Consider the following 15173-nt stretch of genomic DNA (forward strand, 5'->3'; position numbering starts at 1 on the left):
CGCTTTCCTCTTTCAGAGTCAACCCTGAATCTCAGGATTTTTTCTCTTCAACCGACCGGGTTGTTGTGTGAAGTCATTCACATCCGCCGTGTCGATGGAGGCGCATTATAGGGATCCCATTTTTTAGCACAAGTATTTTTTGGATCTTTTTTACTGACTGCTGATTTTCCGCGCTTTTCGCTGAAATCCCATCCGATCTGTCTAAATATTGACGCATTTTGTCTTGCCTCGACCCTACAATGCGATCAAAGTCTTCTTATATAACGCTCATCTGTCGAGGTAGATATGTCTGCAGCATTACGTCCCTATAAAGATCTGGTCCCTCAAACAGGCGATCGCGTGATGATCGATCCCAGCAGCGTAGTCATTGGCGATGTTCGAATGGCAGACGATGTCAGTGTGTGGCCGCTCGTCGCGATCAGGGGGGACGTCAACTATGTAGCAATTGGCGCACGGACCAATATTCAGGACGGCAGCGTCCTGCATGTCACTCACAAATCATCCTATAACCCGCAGGGCAATCCGCTTATTATCGGCGAGGATGTTACCGTGGGTCATAAAGTCATGCTTCACGGCTGCACGATTGGAAACCGGGTTCTGGTAGGGATGGGGTCGATTTTGCTCGATGGCGTCATCGTAGAAGATGACGTAATGATCGGCGCCGGGAGTCTTGTTCCGCAAAATAAACGCCTGGAAAGCGGCTATCTCTATTTAGGCAGTCCGGTAAAACAGATCCGCCCCTTAAAAGAGGCGGAAATTGAAGGGCTGAAGTACTCGGCCAACAACTACGTTAAATGGAAAAATGACTATCTGGATCAGGACAACCAAATCCAGCCCTGATCGTCCTCCATCTGATCGCGAATTAAATCGCTGGCTTCCTCTTCAAGATCCCAGCGATTTTCGCAGAATATCTCAAGCGGCGCGGAGCCACCAAAACGTCGACGTAGCGTTTCCTCGCTAATAGCACAGGTAAGCTGCATGCCGTGTACCAGCACCGGGAAACATACCGCCTGCTTCTCTTCATCCCAAATTTCCCGGTCCGGAAAGTGGATCGCCTGGTTCACGCCATCAGTTCCCGTTTCAACGTTTCAATCACCGGCTCAACCTCAGGCAACACGCCATGCCAGAGAAGTACAGCATGCGCAGCTTGTCCCACCAGCATACCCAGACCATCCGCCGTATGTTTTGCGCCATGTTTTTCGCACCACGCCAGGAAAGGCGTTTTTCCCTTCTGATAATACATGTCATATAAATAGAGATGACTGCTTATCAGCGACGACGGGATCGCGGGGACTTCACCGCCAATGCCACTGGACGTCGCATTAATGACGAGATCGAACTCCCGATCGGCAAGATCGTTAAGGTCTACCGCACTCACACTGCCGGTGTGTGCAAACAACGCTGCCAGCGCTTCCGCTCTGGAGAAGGTTCTGTTGGTAATGGTAACAGCACAATCCAGCGAAAGCAGAGGAAGCAGCACGCCCCGCGAGGCCCCACCCGCGCCAATCAGCAGAACCCGAAAGCCGGGTTTGATAAATGACAGTCTTTCGAGATCGCTGAGTAAGCCGATCCCGTCGGTGTTATCACCCAGAAGGCGTCCATCCTCAAGCCGTTTGAGGGTATTCACCGCGCCCGCAAGAGACGCACGCTCGGTGAGTTCATCCGCGCGTTCGAACGCCTCTTCCTTAAAAGGCACGGTCACATTCGCACCTTTACCGCCCGCCGTGAAAAAGGCGTCCAAAGCAGACACAAATGCACCTACGGGAGCCAACACACGGCCATAGGGATGATCTATCTGAAGTTGCTCAGCAAATTGCTGATGGATCAACGGTGATTTACTGTGCGCAATCGGATTACCAAAAACAGCGTAGGTTTCCATCATGTTACCCCTGGCGAAAACGTTCGCCGGTTAAGGCATCGCGAATTTCAGACGGATTCAGGCGACCGCCCGTTTTGCCGATCGCGACCGGAAAATCATTCCCGAACTGAGCCAGCACTTCTTCGGTTGTGCGACAAGGAGGCAATCCCGTCAGATTGGCGCTGGTAGAGACCAGGGGCTTACCAAACGCCAGACACAGTTCCATCACCAGCGGATGATCAGTTACGCGAACGGCGAGGGAATCAAAGCGCCCGGTCAACCAGCGCGGCGTGGTTGGCTGTGCCGGGAAAACGAAGGTCACTGGCCCAGGCCAGGCCGAGAAGATCGTCTCACGCTGCGCCGGTGTCAGCATGGAATCATCTATATAAGGTTTAAGCTGCTCGTAGTTAGCAGCAATTAAAATCAGCCCTTTTTCAATGGGTCTCTGCTTGAGTACAAGTAAACGACTGACGGCCTTCTCACTGTCGGGGTCACAACCGACACCAAAGACAGCCTCTGTCGGATAAGCGATGACTTCTTCATTTTTCAGGACGTCCACCGCATGCGCAATGGAGCCTGTTGGCAGGTTATTATTCACTGGTTTGATCCGCCGAAACCGGCTTTCCACATTGTTTACTGGCGCAGAAGTGTTTCAAGCCTTGCGCCGTTTTCTTCTCTATAAGTAGCGGATAATTGCAATGAGGGCAGACCCCCGCTACCGGTTTGAAATTGATAACGAACTGGCATTCAGGATAGCGATCGCATGAATGGAAGGTCTTACCGAAACGAGAACGACGTTGCACCAGCTGCCCGCGTTGACACTGTGGGCAGGCAATCGCCGTTTCATCGGGCTTATCAATTTGTTCTGAATGTCCACATTCAGGGTATCGGCTGCATCCGATAAACATCCCGAAACGCCCCTGCCTCAGCGCCAATTCGCTGCCGCAAAGCGGGCACAATTGCCCCTCCAGAACTTTGACGATATGTCCGTCCGCCTGGCTTTTCAGGGGACGGACATAATCACATTCCGGATAGTGTGAACAACCGAGAAACGGACCGTGTTTCCCGGACCGAATGACAAGTTCAGCCCCGCACTGTGGACAGGGCTCATTTTTATGCACCGTGAACAGTGCTGATTTGGCCATAACAACTCTTGGTGCTGCACATAGAATTTAGTGCAGCATACCTTCATTCACTTCAAAGAGTAATTCTTCCATTTGCTGATAGGCATTTTCACAGCCCGGAATATTGAACAGAACCATCAGGATGACCCACTTGAGATCGTCCAGTTCAAATTCTGCCGTATCCAGCGCCATCACGCGCTCTATCACCATTTCTCGCGTTTCGAGGTTTAGCACCTGAATCTGCTCAAGGAATAAAATGAATCCCCGGCAGCTGGCATCCAGCCTTTCACACTCTTCAGCTGTATAGATGCGTACAGAAAGTGGGTCCGAAGCCAACTGCATCGGTTCGGCCAGACCTTCCTGATAATCAGCCAGTTTCTCCAGCCACATCAACGCATTATAAATATCTTCCCGCTCAAATCCTGCATCGGTAAGATCCCGTGTCAATTTGTCCTGATCCACTCGCATTTCTGCTTCGTTATGGATGTAAGTCTCAAACAAATACATCAGTACGTCGAACATGGCTTGCCCTCCTTAATCGGACATAGCCGCCGGGTACAGCTGCGATCCATCCTGCTAACTCCAGTTCGAGTAGCTGTGCTACCGTAACTGGCACAGGTTGGCCGGCACGTTCAGCGACAACGTCAACAGGTGTTACCTCATCTCCTACGTTAGCCAGGAGCTTGGGAAATGGCAATGCCACCGCCTGCTGATCTGATGAATTATGTCTCTTTTCGGGTTCCTCTGGCAGCCACTGCAATCCGTGTTGCACATTTTGCAGAATGTCTTCAATACAGGTAACAGGCGTTGCGCCTTGCTTGATGAGCCAGTGTGGGCCTTCGCAACCAGGATTACCAACAGGGCCAGGTAGCGCAAACACTTCGCGCCCCTGCTCCAGAGCGCACCTTGCCGTGACAAGCGAGCCACTGCGTATTGCCGCTTCGACGACCAGGACGCCCTGGCTCAACCCGCTGATAATCCGATTACGGCGAGGAAAATTACCGGGCCTGGGCTGCGTCGATAAAGAGAACTCCGACACTATCGCCCCTCCCGACTCAACCAGCCGCTCAGCCAGATGATGATGCCGTCGCGGGTACACGCTAAAGAGCCCGTTGCCTAACACCGCCACGCTGCGGCCACCTGCTGCAAGTGCCGCGTGATGAGCAACGCCATCGATACCGCACGCCAACCCGCTGGTTATCGTAAAACCGCACTGCGCCAGCGACTCGCACAGGATCTTTCCCCATCGCTCGCCATACCATGAGGGGGCACGACTCCCGACAACCGCCAGTTGAAGGGTTGTGAGCACATCCAGGCTTCCTTTCACAAACAGCGCGCCGGGATAATCAGGGAGGGTTCGCAACAAAGGGGGATAGAGAGGATGATGGGCAGTCAGCAAATAATGCCCCGGCTGCTCTAACCAGTTAAGGCTTGATTCCAGCTCGCATTCACTCAGCGCAACGAATTTTTCGGCGCGCTTTGCTGACAGCCCCGCCTCCCTTGCTGAGCCAGTATCGATAACGGTCTGGCGCGAGAGTTTTTCTGCGACATCCAGCATCTCTTCGCCACCCAATGAACCGATGCTGATAAGCCGTAACCATATCTCTGTAGATGTCATCCTTTCCCCTGCCACACGCCGTCTCCGCAATCATTGCGATTGGTCACAGATGCTGTCAATCGAAGGGGGATTTGTCTAGAATAGAGTTATTAATCTTATCAACTCCTGAACACGACTCTGGAAATTTATGGCAGTTTTGCAAGTGTTACATATTCCGGACGAGCGCCTTCGCATCGTCGCTGAACCGGTTAAAGAAGTGAATGCAGAAATTCAGCGTATCGTCGATGATATGTTCGATACCATGTACGCTGAAGAGGGTATTGGCCTTGCGGCAACGCAGGTAGACATTCACAAGCGTATTATCGTGATTGACGTTTCTGAAAATCGCGACGGCCGCCTGGTGCTGATTAACCCTGAGCTGCTGGAAAATAGCGGCGAAACGGGCATTGAGGAAGGCTGCCTGTCTATTCCAGAACAACGCGCTTTGGTCCCACGCGCCGAGAAAGTGAAAATTCGCGCACTCGATCGTGAAGGCAAGCCGTTCGAGCTGGAAGCAGACGACCTGCTGGCAATTTGTATTCAGCACGAGATGGATCATCTGGTCGGTAAACTGTTTATCGATTACCTCTCCCCACTGAAACAGCAGCGTATTCGTCAGAAAGTCGAGAAACTGGATCGTATGCGCTCTCGCGCATAATATCCCCCCGGATACAAGGATCAACGTGTCTAAAACACTACGCATTATCTTCGCGGGAACGCCTGATTTTGCAGCGCGTCATCTGGACGCGCTGTTATCTTCTGGTCACAACGTTGTTGGCGTCTTCACCCAACCGGATCGTCCGGCAGGTCGTGGTAAAAAGCTCATGCCAGGCCCGGTGAAAGCCCTTGCCGAAGAACATGGCCTCCCGGTTTTCCAGCCCGCCTCTTTACGCCCTGAAGAGAACCAGCAACTGGTCGCTGACCTGAATGCCGATGTGATGGTCGTCGTGGCTTACGGTTTAATTCTGCCGAAAGCTGTGCTTGATATGCCGCGTTTCGGGTGCATCAACGTTCACGGTTCACTGCTGCCACGCTGGCGCGGTGCGGCGCCGATTCAGCGTTCGCTATGGGCGGGTGATGCAGAAACCGGTGTGACCATCATGAAGATGGACGTAGGTTTAGACACCGGTGACATGTTGTATAAACTGTCGTGCCCTATTACCCCAGAGGATACCAGCGCCACGCTGTACGATAAGCTGGCAGAGTTGGGTCCACAGGGCCTCATCAAGACCCTGGAGCAGCTTGCTGAAGGCACCGCAAAGCCTGAAGTTCAGGATGAAGCGCTGGTGACTTACGCCGAAAAACTCAGTAAAGATGAAGCTCTGCTTGACTGGACGCTTCCTGCGGCTCAGCTAGAGCGTTGCATACGCGCCTTCAACCCCTGGCCAGTGAGCTGGATGGTCATTGACGATCAGCCGGTGAAAGTCTGGAAGGCCTCGGTGATAGAGAGCCATGTGCAGGCCGCTCCGGGGACGATCGTTGAGGCAAATAAACAGGGTATCCAGGTCGCCACGGCAGACGGCATTTTGAATCTTGAGTCACTGCAGCCGGCTGGCAAGAAAGCGATGAGTGTTCAGGATCTGTTAAATTCCCGGCGTGAATGGTTTATCCCTGGCAATCGTCTTGCCTGAGCAAATTAATTCTTAAAGCCCGGAGTTTCCGGGCATTTTTATTTCTACGGTTATGAAAAAACAAAATTTACGCAGTATGGCGGCACAGGCCGTTGAAAAAGTTATTGAGCAGGGCCAGTCACTGAGCAATGTCCTGCCACCGCTGCAACAAAAAGTCTCTGATAAAGATAAGGCGCTGCTGCAGGAGCTGTGCTTTGGTGTGCTTCGCACGTTGTCTCAGCTTGAATGGATGATTAGCCGGCTGATGGCACGCCCCATGACCGGCAAACAGCGTAGCGTGCATTATTTGATTATGGTGGGATTCTATCAGCTCCTGCATACCCGCATTCCCCCTCATGCTGCGCTTGCCGAAACGGTGGAAGGCGCCATTGCGATTAAGCGTCCTCAGCTTAAAAGATTGATTAACGGGGTGTTGCGCCAGTTTCAGCGACAGCAGGAGGAACTTTTAGCTGAGTTCGCCCAGACGGAGAAGCGTTTCCTTCATCCTGACTGGCTGCTGAACCGCCTGAAAAAAGCCTATCCAACGCAGTGGCAAACCATTGCAGAGGCCAATAATCAACGCCCTCCAATGTGGCTTCGCGTGAACCGCACTCATCATAAGCGCGATGAGTGGCTGGCGTTGCTGGAAGAGTCAGGAATGAGCGGATTCATCCACGAAGCTTACCCGGATGCCGTGCGTTTAGCCTCCCCTGCCCCGGTACACGCCTTGCCTGGGTTTGAAGAGGGCTGGGTGACCGTACAGGATGCTTCTGCACAAGGCTGCATGACCTGGCTTGAACCAAAAAACGGTGAGAAGATCCTCGATCTCTGTGCTGCACCCGGCGGCAAAACAACGCATATTCTGGAAGTTGCGCCGCAGGCCGACGTTCTCGCCGTTGACGTCGATGAGCAGCGCCTGTCACGCGTCTATGACAACCTGAAGCGTTTAGGCATGAAGGCGCAGGTTAAGCAAGGCGATGGCAGAACACCCGCAGACTGGTGTGGCAACACGCAGTTCGATCGCATTTTGCTTGATGCTCCCTGCTCTGCAACGGGCGTTATCCGTCGTCATCCCGATATTAAATGGCTGCGCCGCGATCGTGACATCAAAGAACTGGCTCAACTGCAGTCCGGCATCCTCGATGCTATCTGGCCGCACCTGAAAGCTGGCGGAACCCTGGTATATGCAACCTGCTCCGTACTTCCCGAGGAAAACAGTCAGCAGATTGCCGCCTTCCTTAAACGTACGCCTGACGCAGCGCTGCATGATACGGGCACGCCTGAACAGCCGGGACAGCAGAACCTGCCTGGCGCTGAAGAGGGTGATGGCTTCTTTTACGCTAAGCTAATCAAAGAGTGATGTTGAGAACAGGTCACGAAATATGAAGATTATCATTCTGGGTGCAGGACAGGTTGGCGGGACGCTGGCGGAAAATCTTGTCGGCGAAAATAACGACATCACCATCGTCGATACAAACGGCGAACGCCTGCGCGTTTTACAGGACAAATTTGACCTGCGCGTTGTGCAAGGACACGGTTCACATCCCCGCGTCCTGCGTGAGGCGGGTGCTGACGATGCCGACATGCTGGTTGCCGTAACCAGTTCTGACGAAACCAATATGGTTGCATGCCAGGTGGCCTATTCGCTTTTCAACACGCCAAACCGAATCGCCCGCATACGTTCTCCGGACTATGTGCGGGATGCAGAAAAGCTGTTTAATTCAGAAGCGGTACCTATCGATCATCTTATCGCGCCGGAACAGCTGGTTATCGACAGCATTTATCGCCTGATCGAATACCCGGGCGCTTTGCAAGTGGTCAACTTTGCCGAAGGTAAAGTCAGTCTTGCCGTTGTGAAGGCCTATTACGGTGGCCCGCTGATAGGTAATGCGCTGTCCACGATGCGCGAGCACATGCCACATATTGATACGCGTGTCGCCGCCATTTTCCGTCACGACCGGCCAATCCGTCCGCAAGGCTCTACGATCGTTGAAGCGGGCGATGAAGTCTTCTTTATCGCGGCATCACAACATATCCGCGCGGTGATGAGTGAGCTTCAGCGTCTTGAAAAACCCTATAAGCGCATCATGCTGGTCGGCGGTGGCAACATCGGTGCAGGACTTGCCCGACGTCTTGAGAAAGATTACAGCGTAAAACTGATCGAGCGCGATCAACAGCGCGCCTCCGAACTCGCGGAAAAATTACAAAATACGATTGTATTTTTCGGCGATGCATCGGATCAGGAGTTGCTGGCGGAAGAGCATATCGATCAAGTTGATCTGTTCATTGCGGTGACCAACGACGATGAAGCGAACATTATGTCCGCTATGCTCGCGAAACGTATGGGGGCCAAAAAGGTGATGGTGCTTATTCAGCGCCGTGCCTACGTTGACCTTGTACAGGGCAGCGTCATTGATATCGCGATTTCTCCACAGCAGGCGACGATTTCCGCCCTGCTGAGCCATGTGCGTAAAGCTGATATCGTGGGTGTTTCATCACTTCGTCGTGGGGTGGCTGAAGCCATTGAGGCCGTCGCGCATGGCGATGAAACTACCTCACGCGTTGTCGGCCGTTCCATCGATGAAATTAAGCTCCCACCGGGAACAATCATCGGTGCCGTAGTCCGTGGAAATGACGTCATGATCGCCAATGATAATTTACGTATCGAACAAGGCGACCATGTAATTATGTTCCTTACGGATAAGAAATTTATTACCGACGTTGAACGGTTATTCCAGCCAAGCCCATTCTTCCTTTGATATCAGGGGGTTCATTATTGAGCCCCTCATTTAACCCTCTCATCTCTAAGCCTTTTATTTTTCATAGCGAATATTTATCACCAATGGCAAATGGCTAATCATTTGTTAAACTTATAGGCGTCAGGTGGTTCAAGGAGAAAATAATGAGTTTTATTAAAGAATTTCGCGAATTTGCGATGCGCGGGAATGTGGTGGATTTGGCGGTGGGTGTCATTATTGGTGCAGCGTTCGGTAAGATCGTTTCATCTTTAGTAGCCGACATTATTATGCCACCTTTAGGATTGCTGATCGGCGGCATCGATTTTAAACAGTTTGCCGTTACGCTTCGCGAGGCTCAGGGAGATATTCCTGCCGTCGTAATGCATTACGGCGTGTTCATCCAGAATGTGTTTGATTTTGTGATTGTGGCGTTCGCCATTTTTATGGCCATCAAGCTCATCAACAGGCTTAACCGTAAAAAAGAAGAACCTGCAGCTGCGCCTGCAGCACCGTCTAAAGAAGAAGTGTTGCTGAGTGAAATCCGTGATTTGTTAAAAGAGCAGAATAACCGCTCGTAATCAGCACCAAAAAGCCGGAAGGCCAGTGGTAAATAAGCGAATCGCTTGCTTGCCACTGGCCTCCCAGTTACCCCGTTTTGCATGTTTATCTTTACGCAGATAGCTCCCTTTTCCTTTTTTACTCTTCTCAACACGCTGCCTGAAAAGCGGATCGTGAAGCAGTGCCTCAATGGCGTTATCCTTAATTTGTCCTTTGGTATGCTGATAGCGGCTCATAATCTCTCCTGAGCATGGTAAATGACGACGGGAGTCTAGTCCCGGACTGGCTAAAAATCAACATCCCTGCGCCTCCCCACTGGCCCCTTGCTCGAGCGTTTCGAGAATGGAACAATACACGCTGCTGTGCGCGGTACCGCAGCACGCGTCATTGAGCCGTTGCAGTGAACGCTGCATGGACTGCAGCTCCTGAATACGTGCTTCAACCTCATCCAGCCTGGCCTGGACAATGCTTTTAGATTCCTGACAGGTGTGATGTTCAGGATCGATGCGGATCGATAACAGTTCGCGGATCGATTCCAGCGAAAATCCGAGCTGACGCGCGTACCGAATAAAGCGCAAACGCTGGAGATCGTTATCCGTATAGAGACGGAACCCCCCCTCAGTTCGCACTTCATGATCTATCATCTGCTGCTTCTCGTAATAGCGGACAGTGTCCGGCGTTACGTTTGCGAGCCTGGCAAGTTCACCAATACGATACATGCTTATTCCTCGTCTAATCTTTGCCTGATATTTTCGTAATAGTCACCCTGCAAAAAGTCGGTGCTCATTCCCACCTGCCGTAGTCTGAGCTCGATTACTCTCAATCGGCGACTTATTTCCTGATGCCGCGGATCGTCCTTACGAATACCCTTGAGCAGGTCAGTCAATTCGACAGCTTCTTTGCGCTGTTCCAGTTCGGGAGGTAAACAGCCTGCGTTTTTCAGTAATCGGTATCCGGCTCGCAGATCGGCAGGAATGTGCGAATCATCATCCAGCACTAAGGGCGCGCCGCTACCCGGGAGATTATCGAATTCACCTTTTCGTTGGGCATCGCAGATATGGCGTTCTGCCCATTGGTCCAGCAACCACATGTTGAACTCCACGCAGTGGACATAAAAGATACAGTTATTGTAGAGAAGTGGGGATCCTGCGGATATAAAAAAACCCGCCGAGGCGGGTTTTTTTACGTTACTACAGATTACTCTGCAGCAGCTTCTGCTTTAGATTCTGAACGATCAACCAGCTCGATGTAAGCCATCGGCGCGTTGTCGCCTGCACGGAAGCCACACTTCAGAATACGAGTGTAACCACCGGCACGGCTCGCGAAACGCGGGCCCAGTTCGTTAAACAGTTTTGCCACGATCTCGTTATCACGAGTACGGGCGAATGCCAGACGACGATTAGCAACGCTGTCAGTCTTGGCAAGAGTAATCAGCGGCTCAACTACGCGACGCAGCTCTTTCGCTTTAGGCAGGGTCGTCTTGATGATCTCATGACGAACCAGTGAACCTGCCATGTTGCGGAACATAGCCTGGCGATGGCTGCTGTTGCGGTTCAGTTGACGACCACTCTTACGATGGCGCATGACCTTATCCTTCTCAGTAAAACCTTAACCTGTGATCCGGTTACTCGTCAGCAATGCTTGCCGGTGGCCAGTTTTCCAGGCGCATGCCCAGAGACAGACCACGTGAAGCCAGCACGTCTTTAATCTCGGTAAGAGATTTTTTACCCAGGTTAGGCGTTTTCAGCAACTCAACCTCGGTACGCTGTACCAGATCACCGATATAGTGGATAGCTTCTGCCTTGAGGCAGTTAGCAGAGCGGACAGTCAACTCGAGATCGTCAACAGGGCGCAGCAGGATCGGATCGAATTCTGGTTTCTCTTCTTTCACTTCCGGCTGACGTACATCACGTAAATCAACGAAAGCTTCCAGTTGTTCTGCCAGGATGGTTGCCGCACGACGAATCGCCTCTTCAGGATCGATTGTGCCGTTGGTTTCCATTTCGATGACCAGCTTGTCCAGGTCGGTACGCTGTTCTACACGCGCTGCTTCAACATTGTAGGCAATACGCTCTACAGGGCTGTAGCATGCGTCGACCAGCAGACGGCCGATTGGGCGCTCATCTTCTTCCGAATGAATTCGGGCAGAAGCCGGCACATAACCACGACCGCGCTGAACTTTGATACGCATGCTAATCGCTGCGTTCTCATCGGTCAGGTGGCAGATCACGTGCTGCGGCTTGACGATTTCAACATCACCGTCGTGGGTGATGTCGGCTGCAGTCACAGGGCCAATGCCAGATTTATTCAGAGTAAGAATAACTTCATCTTTACCCTGAACTCTCACCGCCAGCCCTTTCAGGTTGAGCAGGATTTCAAGGATATCTTCCTGAACGCCTTCTTTGGTGCTGTACTCATGAAGTACACCATCAATCTCAACCTCGGTCACCGCGCAACCCGGCATCGATGAGAGCAGAATACGGCGCAGTGCGTTACCCAGAGTATGGCCAAAGCCACGCTCTAAAGGCTCAAGGGTCACCTTGGCGTGCGTCGAACTCACTTGCTCGATATCTACCAGGCGCGGTTTTAGAAACTCTGTCACAGAACCCTGCATTGTGTCCTCTCTTTGGTACTAAGCTTTACTTGGAGTAAAGCTCGACGATCAGGTGTTCGTTAATGTCCGCAGACAGATCAGAACGTTCCGGCTGACGCTTGAACGTACCTTCCATCTTGCCAGCATCAACTTCCAGCCAGGTTGGCTTTTCACGCTGCTCAGCCAGCTCCAGAGCGGCCTTCACGCGAGATTGCTTTTTCGCTTTCTCACGAATGCTAACAACGTCATTCGCTTTAACCTGATAAGAAGCGATGTTAACAACACGACCGTTTACCATGATTGCTTTATGGCTAACCAGCTGGCGTGATTCAGCACGAGTCGCGCCGAAGCCCATACGGTATACAACGTTGTCCAGACGACCTTCCAGCAGGGCCAGCAGGTTTTCACCTGTGTTGCCTTTCAGACGTGCTGCTTCTTTATAGTAGTTACGGAACTGACGCTCCAGCACACCGTACATACGGCGAACTTTTTGCTTTTCACGCAACTGCACACCATAGTCAGACAGACGCGGTTTACGCGCACCGTGCTGGCCAGGAGCTTGTTCAATTTTACACTTGGTATCGATCGCGCGAACGCCAGACTTAAGGAATAAGTCGGTGCCCTCACGACGGCTCAGCTTGAGCTTAGGACCCAAATATCTTGCCATTTTCTATCTCCAACTAACCTAAAAAACGAGCGTTATACGCGACGTTTTTTCGGCGGACGACAACCGTTATGAGGGATCGGAGTCACATCAGTAATATTCGTGATGCGGAAACCAGCGGCGTTCAGAGCGCGAACAGTAGATTCACGACCCGGACCCGGACCTTTAACCATAACTTCCAGATTCTTGATGCCGTATTCTTTTACGGCTTCAGCGCAACGCTCTGCTGCAACCTGAGCTGCGAACGGAGTGGATTTGCGAGAACCACGGAAACCGGAACCACCGGCTGTTGCCCAACCCAATGCGTTACCCTGACGATCAGTAATAGTAACGATGGTGTTGTTGAAAGAAGCATGGATATGAGCCACGCCGTCAGAGACTTGTTTTCTTACACGTTTACGTGCACGAACTGGTGCCTTTGCCATTATTCAATCACCCCGATTATTTCTTGATCGGTTTGCGCGGACCCTTACGGGTACGTGCGTTGGTCTTAGTACGCTGACCGCGCACTGGCAGACCACGACGATGACGCAAACCGCGATAGCAACCAAGATCCATCAGGCGCTTGATGCTCATGCTGATTTCACGGCGCAGATCACCTTCAACGACAAATTTGGCAACTTCGTCACGCAGCGTGTCGATTTGTTCTTCAGACAGCTCACTGATCTTAACATCTTCAGCGATACCCGCTGCAGCCAGAATGGCTTTGGAACGGGTCTTGCCGACGCCGTAGATCGAAGTTAATGCGATCACAGCATGTTTCTGATCAGGAATGTTAATGCCTGCTATACGGGCCACTATGCACTCCTACTATTTAATATGTACGCACCATGCTGAAAAGCCCGTTTTCAGGATACTCAAATGGAAACGTACAGACATACAAAAGATTGGCTGGCTAATCTAGCCAGCTCAACCCAACTTTGCAAGAAAAATATGCGAAATAATCAGCCTTGGCGCTGTTTATGCTTCGGCTCGGCACTGCAAATCACACGGATGACACCATCACGCTTAACGATTTTGCAGTTACGGCATAATTTCTTGACGGAAGCACGAACTTTCATTTTTACTCTCCGTAACTTCTCAGGCGACCAATTAGCGGCCGTAGCCTTTCAGGTTCGCCTTCTTCAATGCAGACTCATACTGACTGGACATCATCAGAGTTTGCACTTGAGCCATAAAGTCCATAATCACGACAACAACGATAAGCAACGAGGTCCCACCGAAGTAGAACGGCACTTTCATTGCATCACGCATGAACTCCGGGATCAGGCAGATAAAAGTAATATAAAGCGCACCAACCAAAGTCAGGCGAGTCATTACTTTATCGATATACTTCGCCGTTTGCTCTCCCGGACGAATTCCTGGTACAAATGCACCGGACTTCTTCAGGTTATCTGCTGTTTCACGCGGGTTGAAGACCAACGCCGTGTAGAAGAAACAGAAGAAGATGATCGCAGACGCATAGAGTAACACATAAAGTGGTTGCCCAGGCTGCAAATACAGCGAAATTGTTGTCAGCCAGTTCCAACCAGTACCGCCCCCGAACCATGACGCGATGGTCGCTGGGAACAGAATAATACTGGAAGCGAAGATAGCCGGGATAACCCCCGCCATATTCACTTTCAGCGGTAAATGTGTGCTCTGTGCAGCATAGACACGACGACCCTGCTGACGTTTAGCGTAGTTCACCACAATGCGGCGTTGACCACGTTCCACGAAGACAACAAAGAACGTCACTGCAAATACTAATACTGCAACCAACAGCAACAGGAGGAAGTGCAGGTCGCCTTGACGCGCTTGCTCGATAGTGTGGGCGATGGCCGGCGGGAGACCCGCAACGATACCGGCAAAGATAATGATCGAGATACCGTTACCGATACCACGTTCAGTAATCTGTTCGCCGAGCCACATCAGGAACATCGTTCCTGTGACCAGACTTACAACAGCGGTGAAATAGAATGCAAAGCCTGGGTTTAACACCAGACCCTGCATACCAGGCATATTCGGAAGACCGGTAGCAATACCGATCGACTGGAATATTGCCAGCACCAGAGTACCGTAGCGGGTGTACTGACTAATCTTACGACGTCCAGACTCCCCTTCTTTCTTCAACTCTGCCAGGGCCGGATGAACGACCGTCAGCAGCTGGATAATAATCGATGCCGAAATATACGGCATGATACCCAGAGCAAAGATAGAAGCACGGCTGAGAGCACCACCAGAGAACATGTTAAACATTTCAATGATGGTGCCTCGCTGTTGCTCAAGCAGTTTGGCAAGTACAGCGGCATCGATACCAGGGATCGGAATAAAAGAGCCAATACGGAACACAATCAGCGCGCCGATAACAAACAGCAGTCTGCGTTTCAGCTCGCCAAATCCACCTTTGGCACTTTGAAAATCTAATCCCGGTTGCTTAGCCATCTGCTAC

The 15173-nt window shown here is 51.6% G+C and carries 22 protein-coding genes; 6 read left to right on the top strand and 16 right to left on the bottom strand.

Going from position 1 to position 15173, the window contains the following annotated elements; translation table 11 throughout:
- Positions 1–285: 285 nt before the first annotated feature.
- Entirely contained in the window at positions 286–840 is a 555-nt protein-coding gene (locus tag QLG21_RS00315; RefSeq protein ID WP_042322194.1) for a gamma carbonic anhydrase family protein, read from the top strand.
- Here the strand turns inward: QLG21_RS00315 and QLG21_RS00320 are convergent.
- The 6 genes from QLG21_RS00320 to dprA are packed head-to-tail and all read right to left on the bottom strand — an operon-like array spanning position 816 to position 4600.
- Entirely contained in the window at positions 816–1064 is a 249-nt protein-coding gene (locus tag QLG21_RS00320; protein ID WP_137903682.1) for a DUF1488 domain-containing protein, read from the bottom strand. The genes QLG21_RS00315 and QLG21_RS00320 overlap by 25 nt on opposite strands.
- Entirely contained in the window at positions 1061–1879 is an 819-nt protein-coding gene (gene aroE, locus QLG21_RS00325) for a shikimate dehydrogenase (RefSeq protein ID WP_282483652.1), read from the bottom strand. Before aroE ends, QLG21_RS00320 begins: the two co-directional genes overlap by 4 nt.
- Before the next feature lie 4 nt (positions 1880–1883).
- Positions 1884–2456 (bottom strand): L-threonylcarbamoyladenylate synthase type 1 TsaC, encoded by a 573-nt coding sequence (gene tsaC, locus QLG21_RS00330; RefSeq protein WP_282483645.1) that lies wholly within the window; start codon positions 2454–2456, stop codon positions 1884–1886.
- Positions 2449–3003, bottom strand: a complete 555-nt coding sequence (locus QLG21_RS00335; RefSeq protein WP_282483646.1) for a topoisomerase DNA-binding C4 zinc finger domain-containing protein — start codon at positions 3001–3003, stop codon at positions 2449–2451. Before QLG21_RS00335 ends, tsaC begins: the two co-directional genes overlap by 8 nt.
- Positions 3004–3030: 27 nt before the next feature.
- The gene (smg, locus tag QLG21_RS00340; RefSeq protein ID WP_006178903.1) at positions 3031–3504 is read right to left on the bottom strand and encodes a DUF494 family protein Smg; all 474 of its coding nucleotides are present in this window, start codon (positions 3502–3504) and stop codon (positions 3031–3033) included.
- Positions 3476–4600, bottom strand: a complete 1125-nt coding sequence (dprA, locus tag QLG21_RS00345) for a DNA-protecting protein DprA (RefSeq protein WP_282483647.1) — start codon at positions 4598–4600, stop codon at positions 3476–3478. The genes smg and dprA overlap by 29 nt, the downstream gene beginning before the upstream one ends.
- Before the next feature lie 127 nt (positions 4601–4727).
- Between dprA and def the strand changes: the two genes are divergently transcribed.
- From def to mscL, 5 genes are all read left to right on the top strand, one after another.
- Entirely contained in the window at positions 4728–5237 is a 510-nt protein-coding gene (gene def / locus QLG21_RS00350) for a peptide deformylase (protein ID WP_282483648.1), read from the top strand.
- Between the two features lie 25 nt (positions 5238–5262).
- Positions 5263–6210 carry a methionyl-tRNA formyltransferase gene (gene fmt, locus QLG21_RS00355; RefSeq protein ID WP_137903685.1) on the top strand — a complete coding sequence of 316 codons (948 nt, stop codon included), beginning with the start codon at positions 5263–5265 and terminating at the stop codon, positions 6208–6210.
- 52 nt (positions 6211–6262) lie between these two features.
- Positions 6263–7549, top strand: coding sequence for a 16S rRNA (cytosine(967)-C(5))-methyltransferase RsmB (gene rsmB / locus QLG21_RS00360; RefSeq protein ID WP_282483649.1), 1287 nt, complete (start codon positions 6263–6265; stop codon positions 7547–7549).
- Positions 7550–7571: 22 nt separating this feature from the next.
- Positions 7572–8948: a Trk system potassium transporter TrkA gene (trkA, locus tag QLG21_RS00365; protein ID WP_006178908.1), complete on the top strand. Its 1377-nt coding sequence runs from the start codon at positions 7572–7574 to the stop codon at positions 8946–8948.
- 143 nt (positions 8949–9091) lie between these two features.
- Complete coding sequence (gene mscL, locus QLG21_RS00370; RefSeq protein WP_006178909.1) at positions 9092–9505, top strand: large-conductance mechanosensitive channel protein MscL; 414 nt, start codon at positions 9092–9094, stop codon at positions 9503–9505.
- On the opposite strand, the gene QLG21_RS00375 is transcribed toward mscL, so the two are convergent.
- The 10 genes from QLG21_RS00375 to secY form a co-directional block, all read right to left on the bottom strand.
- Positions 9506–9721, bottom strand: coding sequence for an alternative ribosome-rescue factor A (locus QLG21_RS00375; RefSeq protein ID WP_058610882.1), 216 nt, complete (start codon positions 9719–9721; stop codon positions 9506–9508). It abuts the gene before it with no gap.
- A gap of 57 nt (positions 9722–9778) precedes the next feature.
- Complete coding sequence (gene zntR / locus QLG21_RS00380) at positions 9779–10204, bottom strand: Zn(2+)-responsive transcriptional regulator (protein WP_282483650.1); 426 nt, start codon at positions 10202–10204, stop codon at positions 9779–9781.
- A gap of 2 nt (positions 10205–10206) precedes the next feature.
- The gene (locus tag QLG21_RS00385; protein ID WP_137903688.1) at positions 10207–10575 is read right to left on the bottom strand and encodes a DUF1992 domain-containing protein; all 369 of its coding nucleotides are present in this window, start codon (positions 10573–10575) and stop codon (positions 10207–10209) included.
- A 107-nt stretch (positions 10576–10682) separates the two neighbouring features.
- Positions 10683–11069, bottom strand: coding sequence for a 50S ribosomal protein L17 (gene rplQ / locus QLG21_RS00390; protein ID WP_001216372.1), 387 nt, complete (start codon positions 11067–11069; stop codon positions 10683–10685).
- A 40-nt stretch (positions 11070–11109) separates the two neighbouring features.
- A complete protein-coding gene (gene rpoA / locus QLG21_RS00395) occupies positions 11110–12099 on the bottom strand; it encodes a DNA-directed RNA polymerase subunit alpha (protein WP_002919219.1) in 990 nt (329 codons plus the stop codon).
- Between the two features lie 25 nt (positions 12100–12124).
- Entirely contained in the window at positions 12125–12745 is a 621-nt protein-coding gene (gene rpsD / locus QLG21_RS00400; protein WP_004868345.1) for a 30S ribosomal protein S4, read from the bottom strand.
- A 32-nt stretch (positions 12746–12777) separates the two neighbouring features.
- A complete protein-coding gene (rpsK, locus tag QLG21_RS00405) occupies positions 12778–13167 on the bottom strand; it encodes a 30S ribosomal protein S11 (RefSeq protein WP_003863312.1) in 390 nt (129 codons plus the stop codon).
- A 16-nt stretch (positions 13168–13183) separates the two neighbouring features.
- Positions 13184–13540 (bottom strand): 30S ribosomal protein S13, encoded by a 357-nt coding sequence (gene rpsM / locus QLG21_RS00410; RefSeq protein WP_003863308.1) that lies wholly within the window; start codon positions 13538–13540, stop codon positions 13184–13186.
- Positions 13541–13686: 146 nt separating this feature from the next.
- A complete protein-coding gene (gene rpmJ / locus QLG21_RS00415) occupies positions 13687–13803 on the bottom strand; it encodes a 50S ribosomal protein L36 (RefSeq protein ID WP_000868187.1) in 117 nt (38 codons plus the stop codon).
- A 31-nt stretch (positions 13804–13834) separates the two neighbouring features.
- Positions 13835–15166, bottom strand: coding sequence for a preprotein translocase subunit SecY (secY, locus tag QLG21_RS00420; protein WP_003863305.1), 1332 nt, complete (start codon positions 15164–15166; stop codon positions 13835–13837).
- Between the last annotated feature and the right edge of the window lie 7 nt (positions 15167–15173).

This window comes from Enterobacter sp. V87_3, from assembly GCF_029967835.1.
In the GTDB taxonomy this organism is placed as follows: domain Bacteria; phylum Pseudomonadota; class Gammaproteobacteria; order Enterobacterales; family Enterobacteriaceae; genus Enterobacter; species Enterobacter cancerogenus.

What these genes read in the sequence shown, in the direction of transcription:
- QLG21_RS00315 (WP_042322194.1), top strand. Translation starts at nt 286, where the DNA reads ATGTCTGCAGCATTACGTCCCTATAAAGATCTGGTCCCTCAAACAGGC.
- aroE (WP_282483652.1), bottom strand. Translation starts at nt 1,879, where the DNA reads ATGGAAACCTACGCTGTTTTTGGTAATCCGATTGCGCACAGTAAATCA.
- QLG21_RS00335 (WP_282483646.1), bottom strand. Translation starts at nt 3,003, where the DNA reads ATGGCCAAATCAGCACTGTTCACGGTGCATAAAAATGAGCCCTGTCCA.
- smg (WP_006178903.1), bottom strand. Translation starts at nt 3,504, where the DNA reads ATGTTCGACGTACTGATGTATTTGTTTGAGACTTACATCCATAACGAA.
- dprA (WP_282483647.1), bottom strand. Translation starts at nt 4,600, where the DNA reads ATGACATCTACAGAGATATGGTTACGGCTTATCAGCATCGGTTCATTG.
- def (WP_282483648.1), top strand. Translation starts at nt 4,728, where the DNA reads ATGGCAGTTTTGCAAGTGTTACATATTCCGGACGAGCGCCTTCGCATC.
- rsmB (WP_282483649.1), top strand. Translation starts at nt 6,263, where the DNA reads ATGAAAAAACAAAATTTACGCAGTATGGCGGCACAGGCCGTTGAAAAA.
- trkA (WP_006178908.1), top strand. Translation starts at nt 7,572, where the DNA reads ATGAAGATTATCATTCTGGGTGCAGGACAGGTTGGCGGGACGCTGGCG.
- mscL (WP_006178909.1), top strand. Translation starts at nt 9,092, where the DNA reads ATGAGTTTTATTAAAGAATTTCGCGAATTTGCGATGCGCGGGAATGTG.
- QLG21_RS00375 (WP_058610882.1), bottom strand. Translation starts at nt 9,721, where the DNA reads ATGAGCCGCTATCAGCATACCAAAGGACAAATTAAGGATAACGCCATT.
- zntR (WP_282483650.1), bottom strand. Translation starts at nt 10,204, where the DNA reads ATGTATCGTATTGGTGAACTTGCCAGGCTCGCAAACGTAACGCCGGAC.
- QLG21_RS00385 (WP_137903688.1), bottom strand. Translation starts at nt 10,575, where the DNA reads ATGTGGTTGCTGGACCAATGGGCAGAACGCCATATCTGCGATGCCCAA.
- rplQ (WP_001216372.1), bottom strand. Translation starts at nt 11,069, where the DNA reads ATGCGCCATCGTAAGAGTGGTCGTCAACTGAACCGCAACAGCAGCCAT.
- rpoA (WP_002919219.1), bottom strand. Translation starts at nt 12,099, where the DNA reads ATGCAGGGTTCTGTGACAGAGTTTCTAAAACCGCGCCTGGTAGATATC.
- rpsD (WP_004868345.1), bottom strand. Translation starts at nt 12,745, where the DNA reads ATGGCAAGATATTTGGGTCCTAAGCTCAAGCTGAGCCGTCGTGAGGGC.
- rpsK (WP_003863312.1), bottom strand. Translation starts at nt 13,167, where the DNA reads ATGGCAAAGGCACCAGTTCGTGCACGTAAACGTGTAAGAAAACAAGTC.
- rpmJ (WP_000868187.1), bottom strand. Translation starts at nt 13,803, where the DNA reads ATGAAAGTTCGTGCTTCCGTCAAGAAATTATGCCGTAACTGCAAAATC.
- secY (WP_003863305.1), bottom strand. Translation starts at nt 15,166, where the DNA reads ATGGCTAAGCAACCGGGATTAGATTTTCAAAGTGCCAAAGGTGGATTT.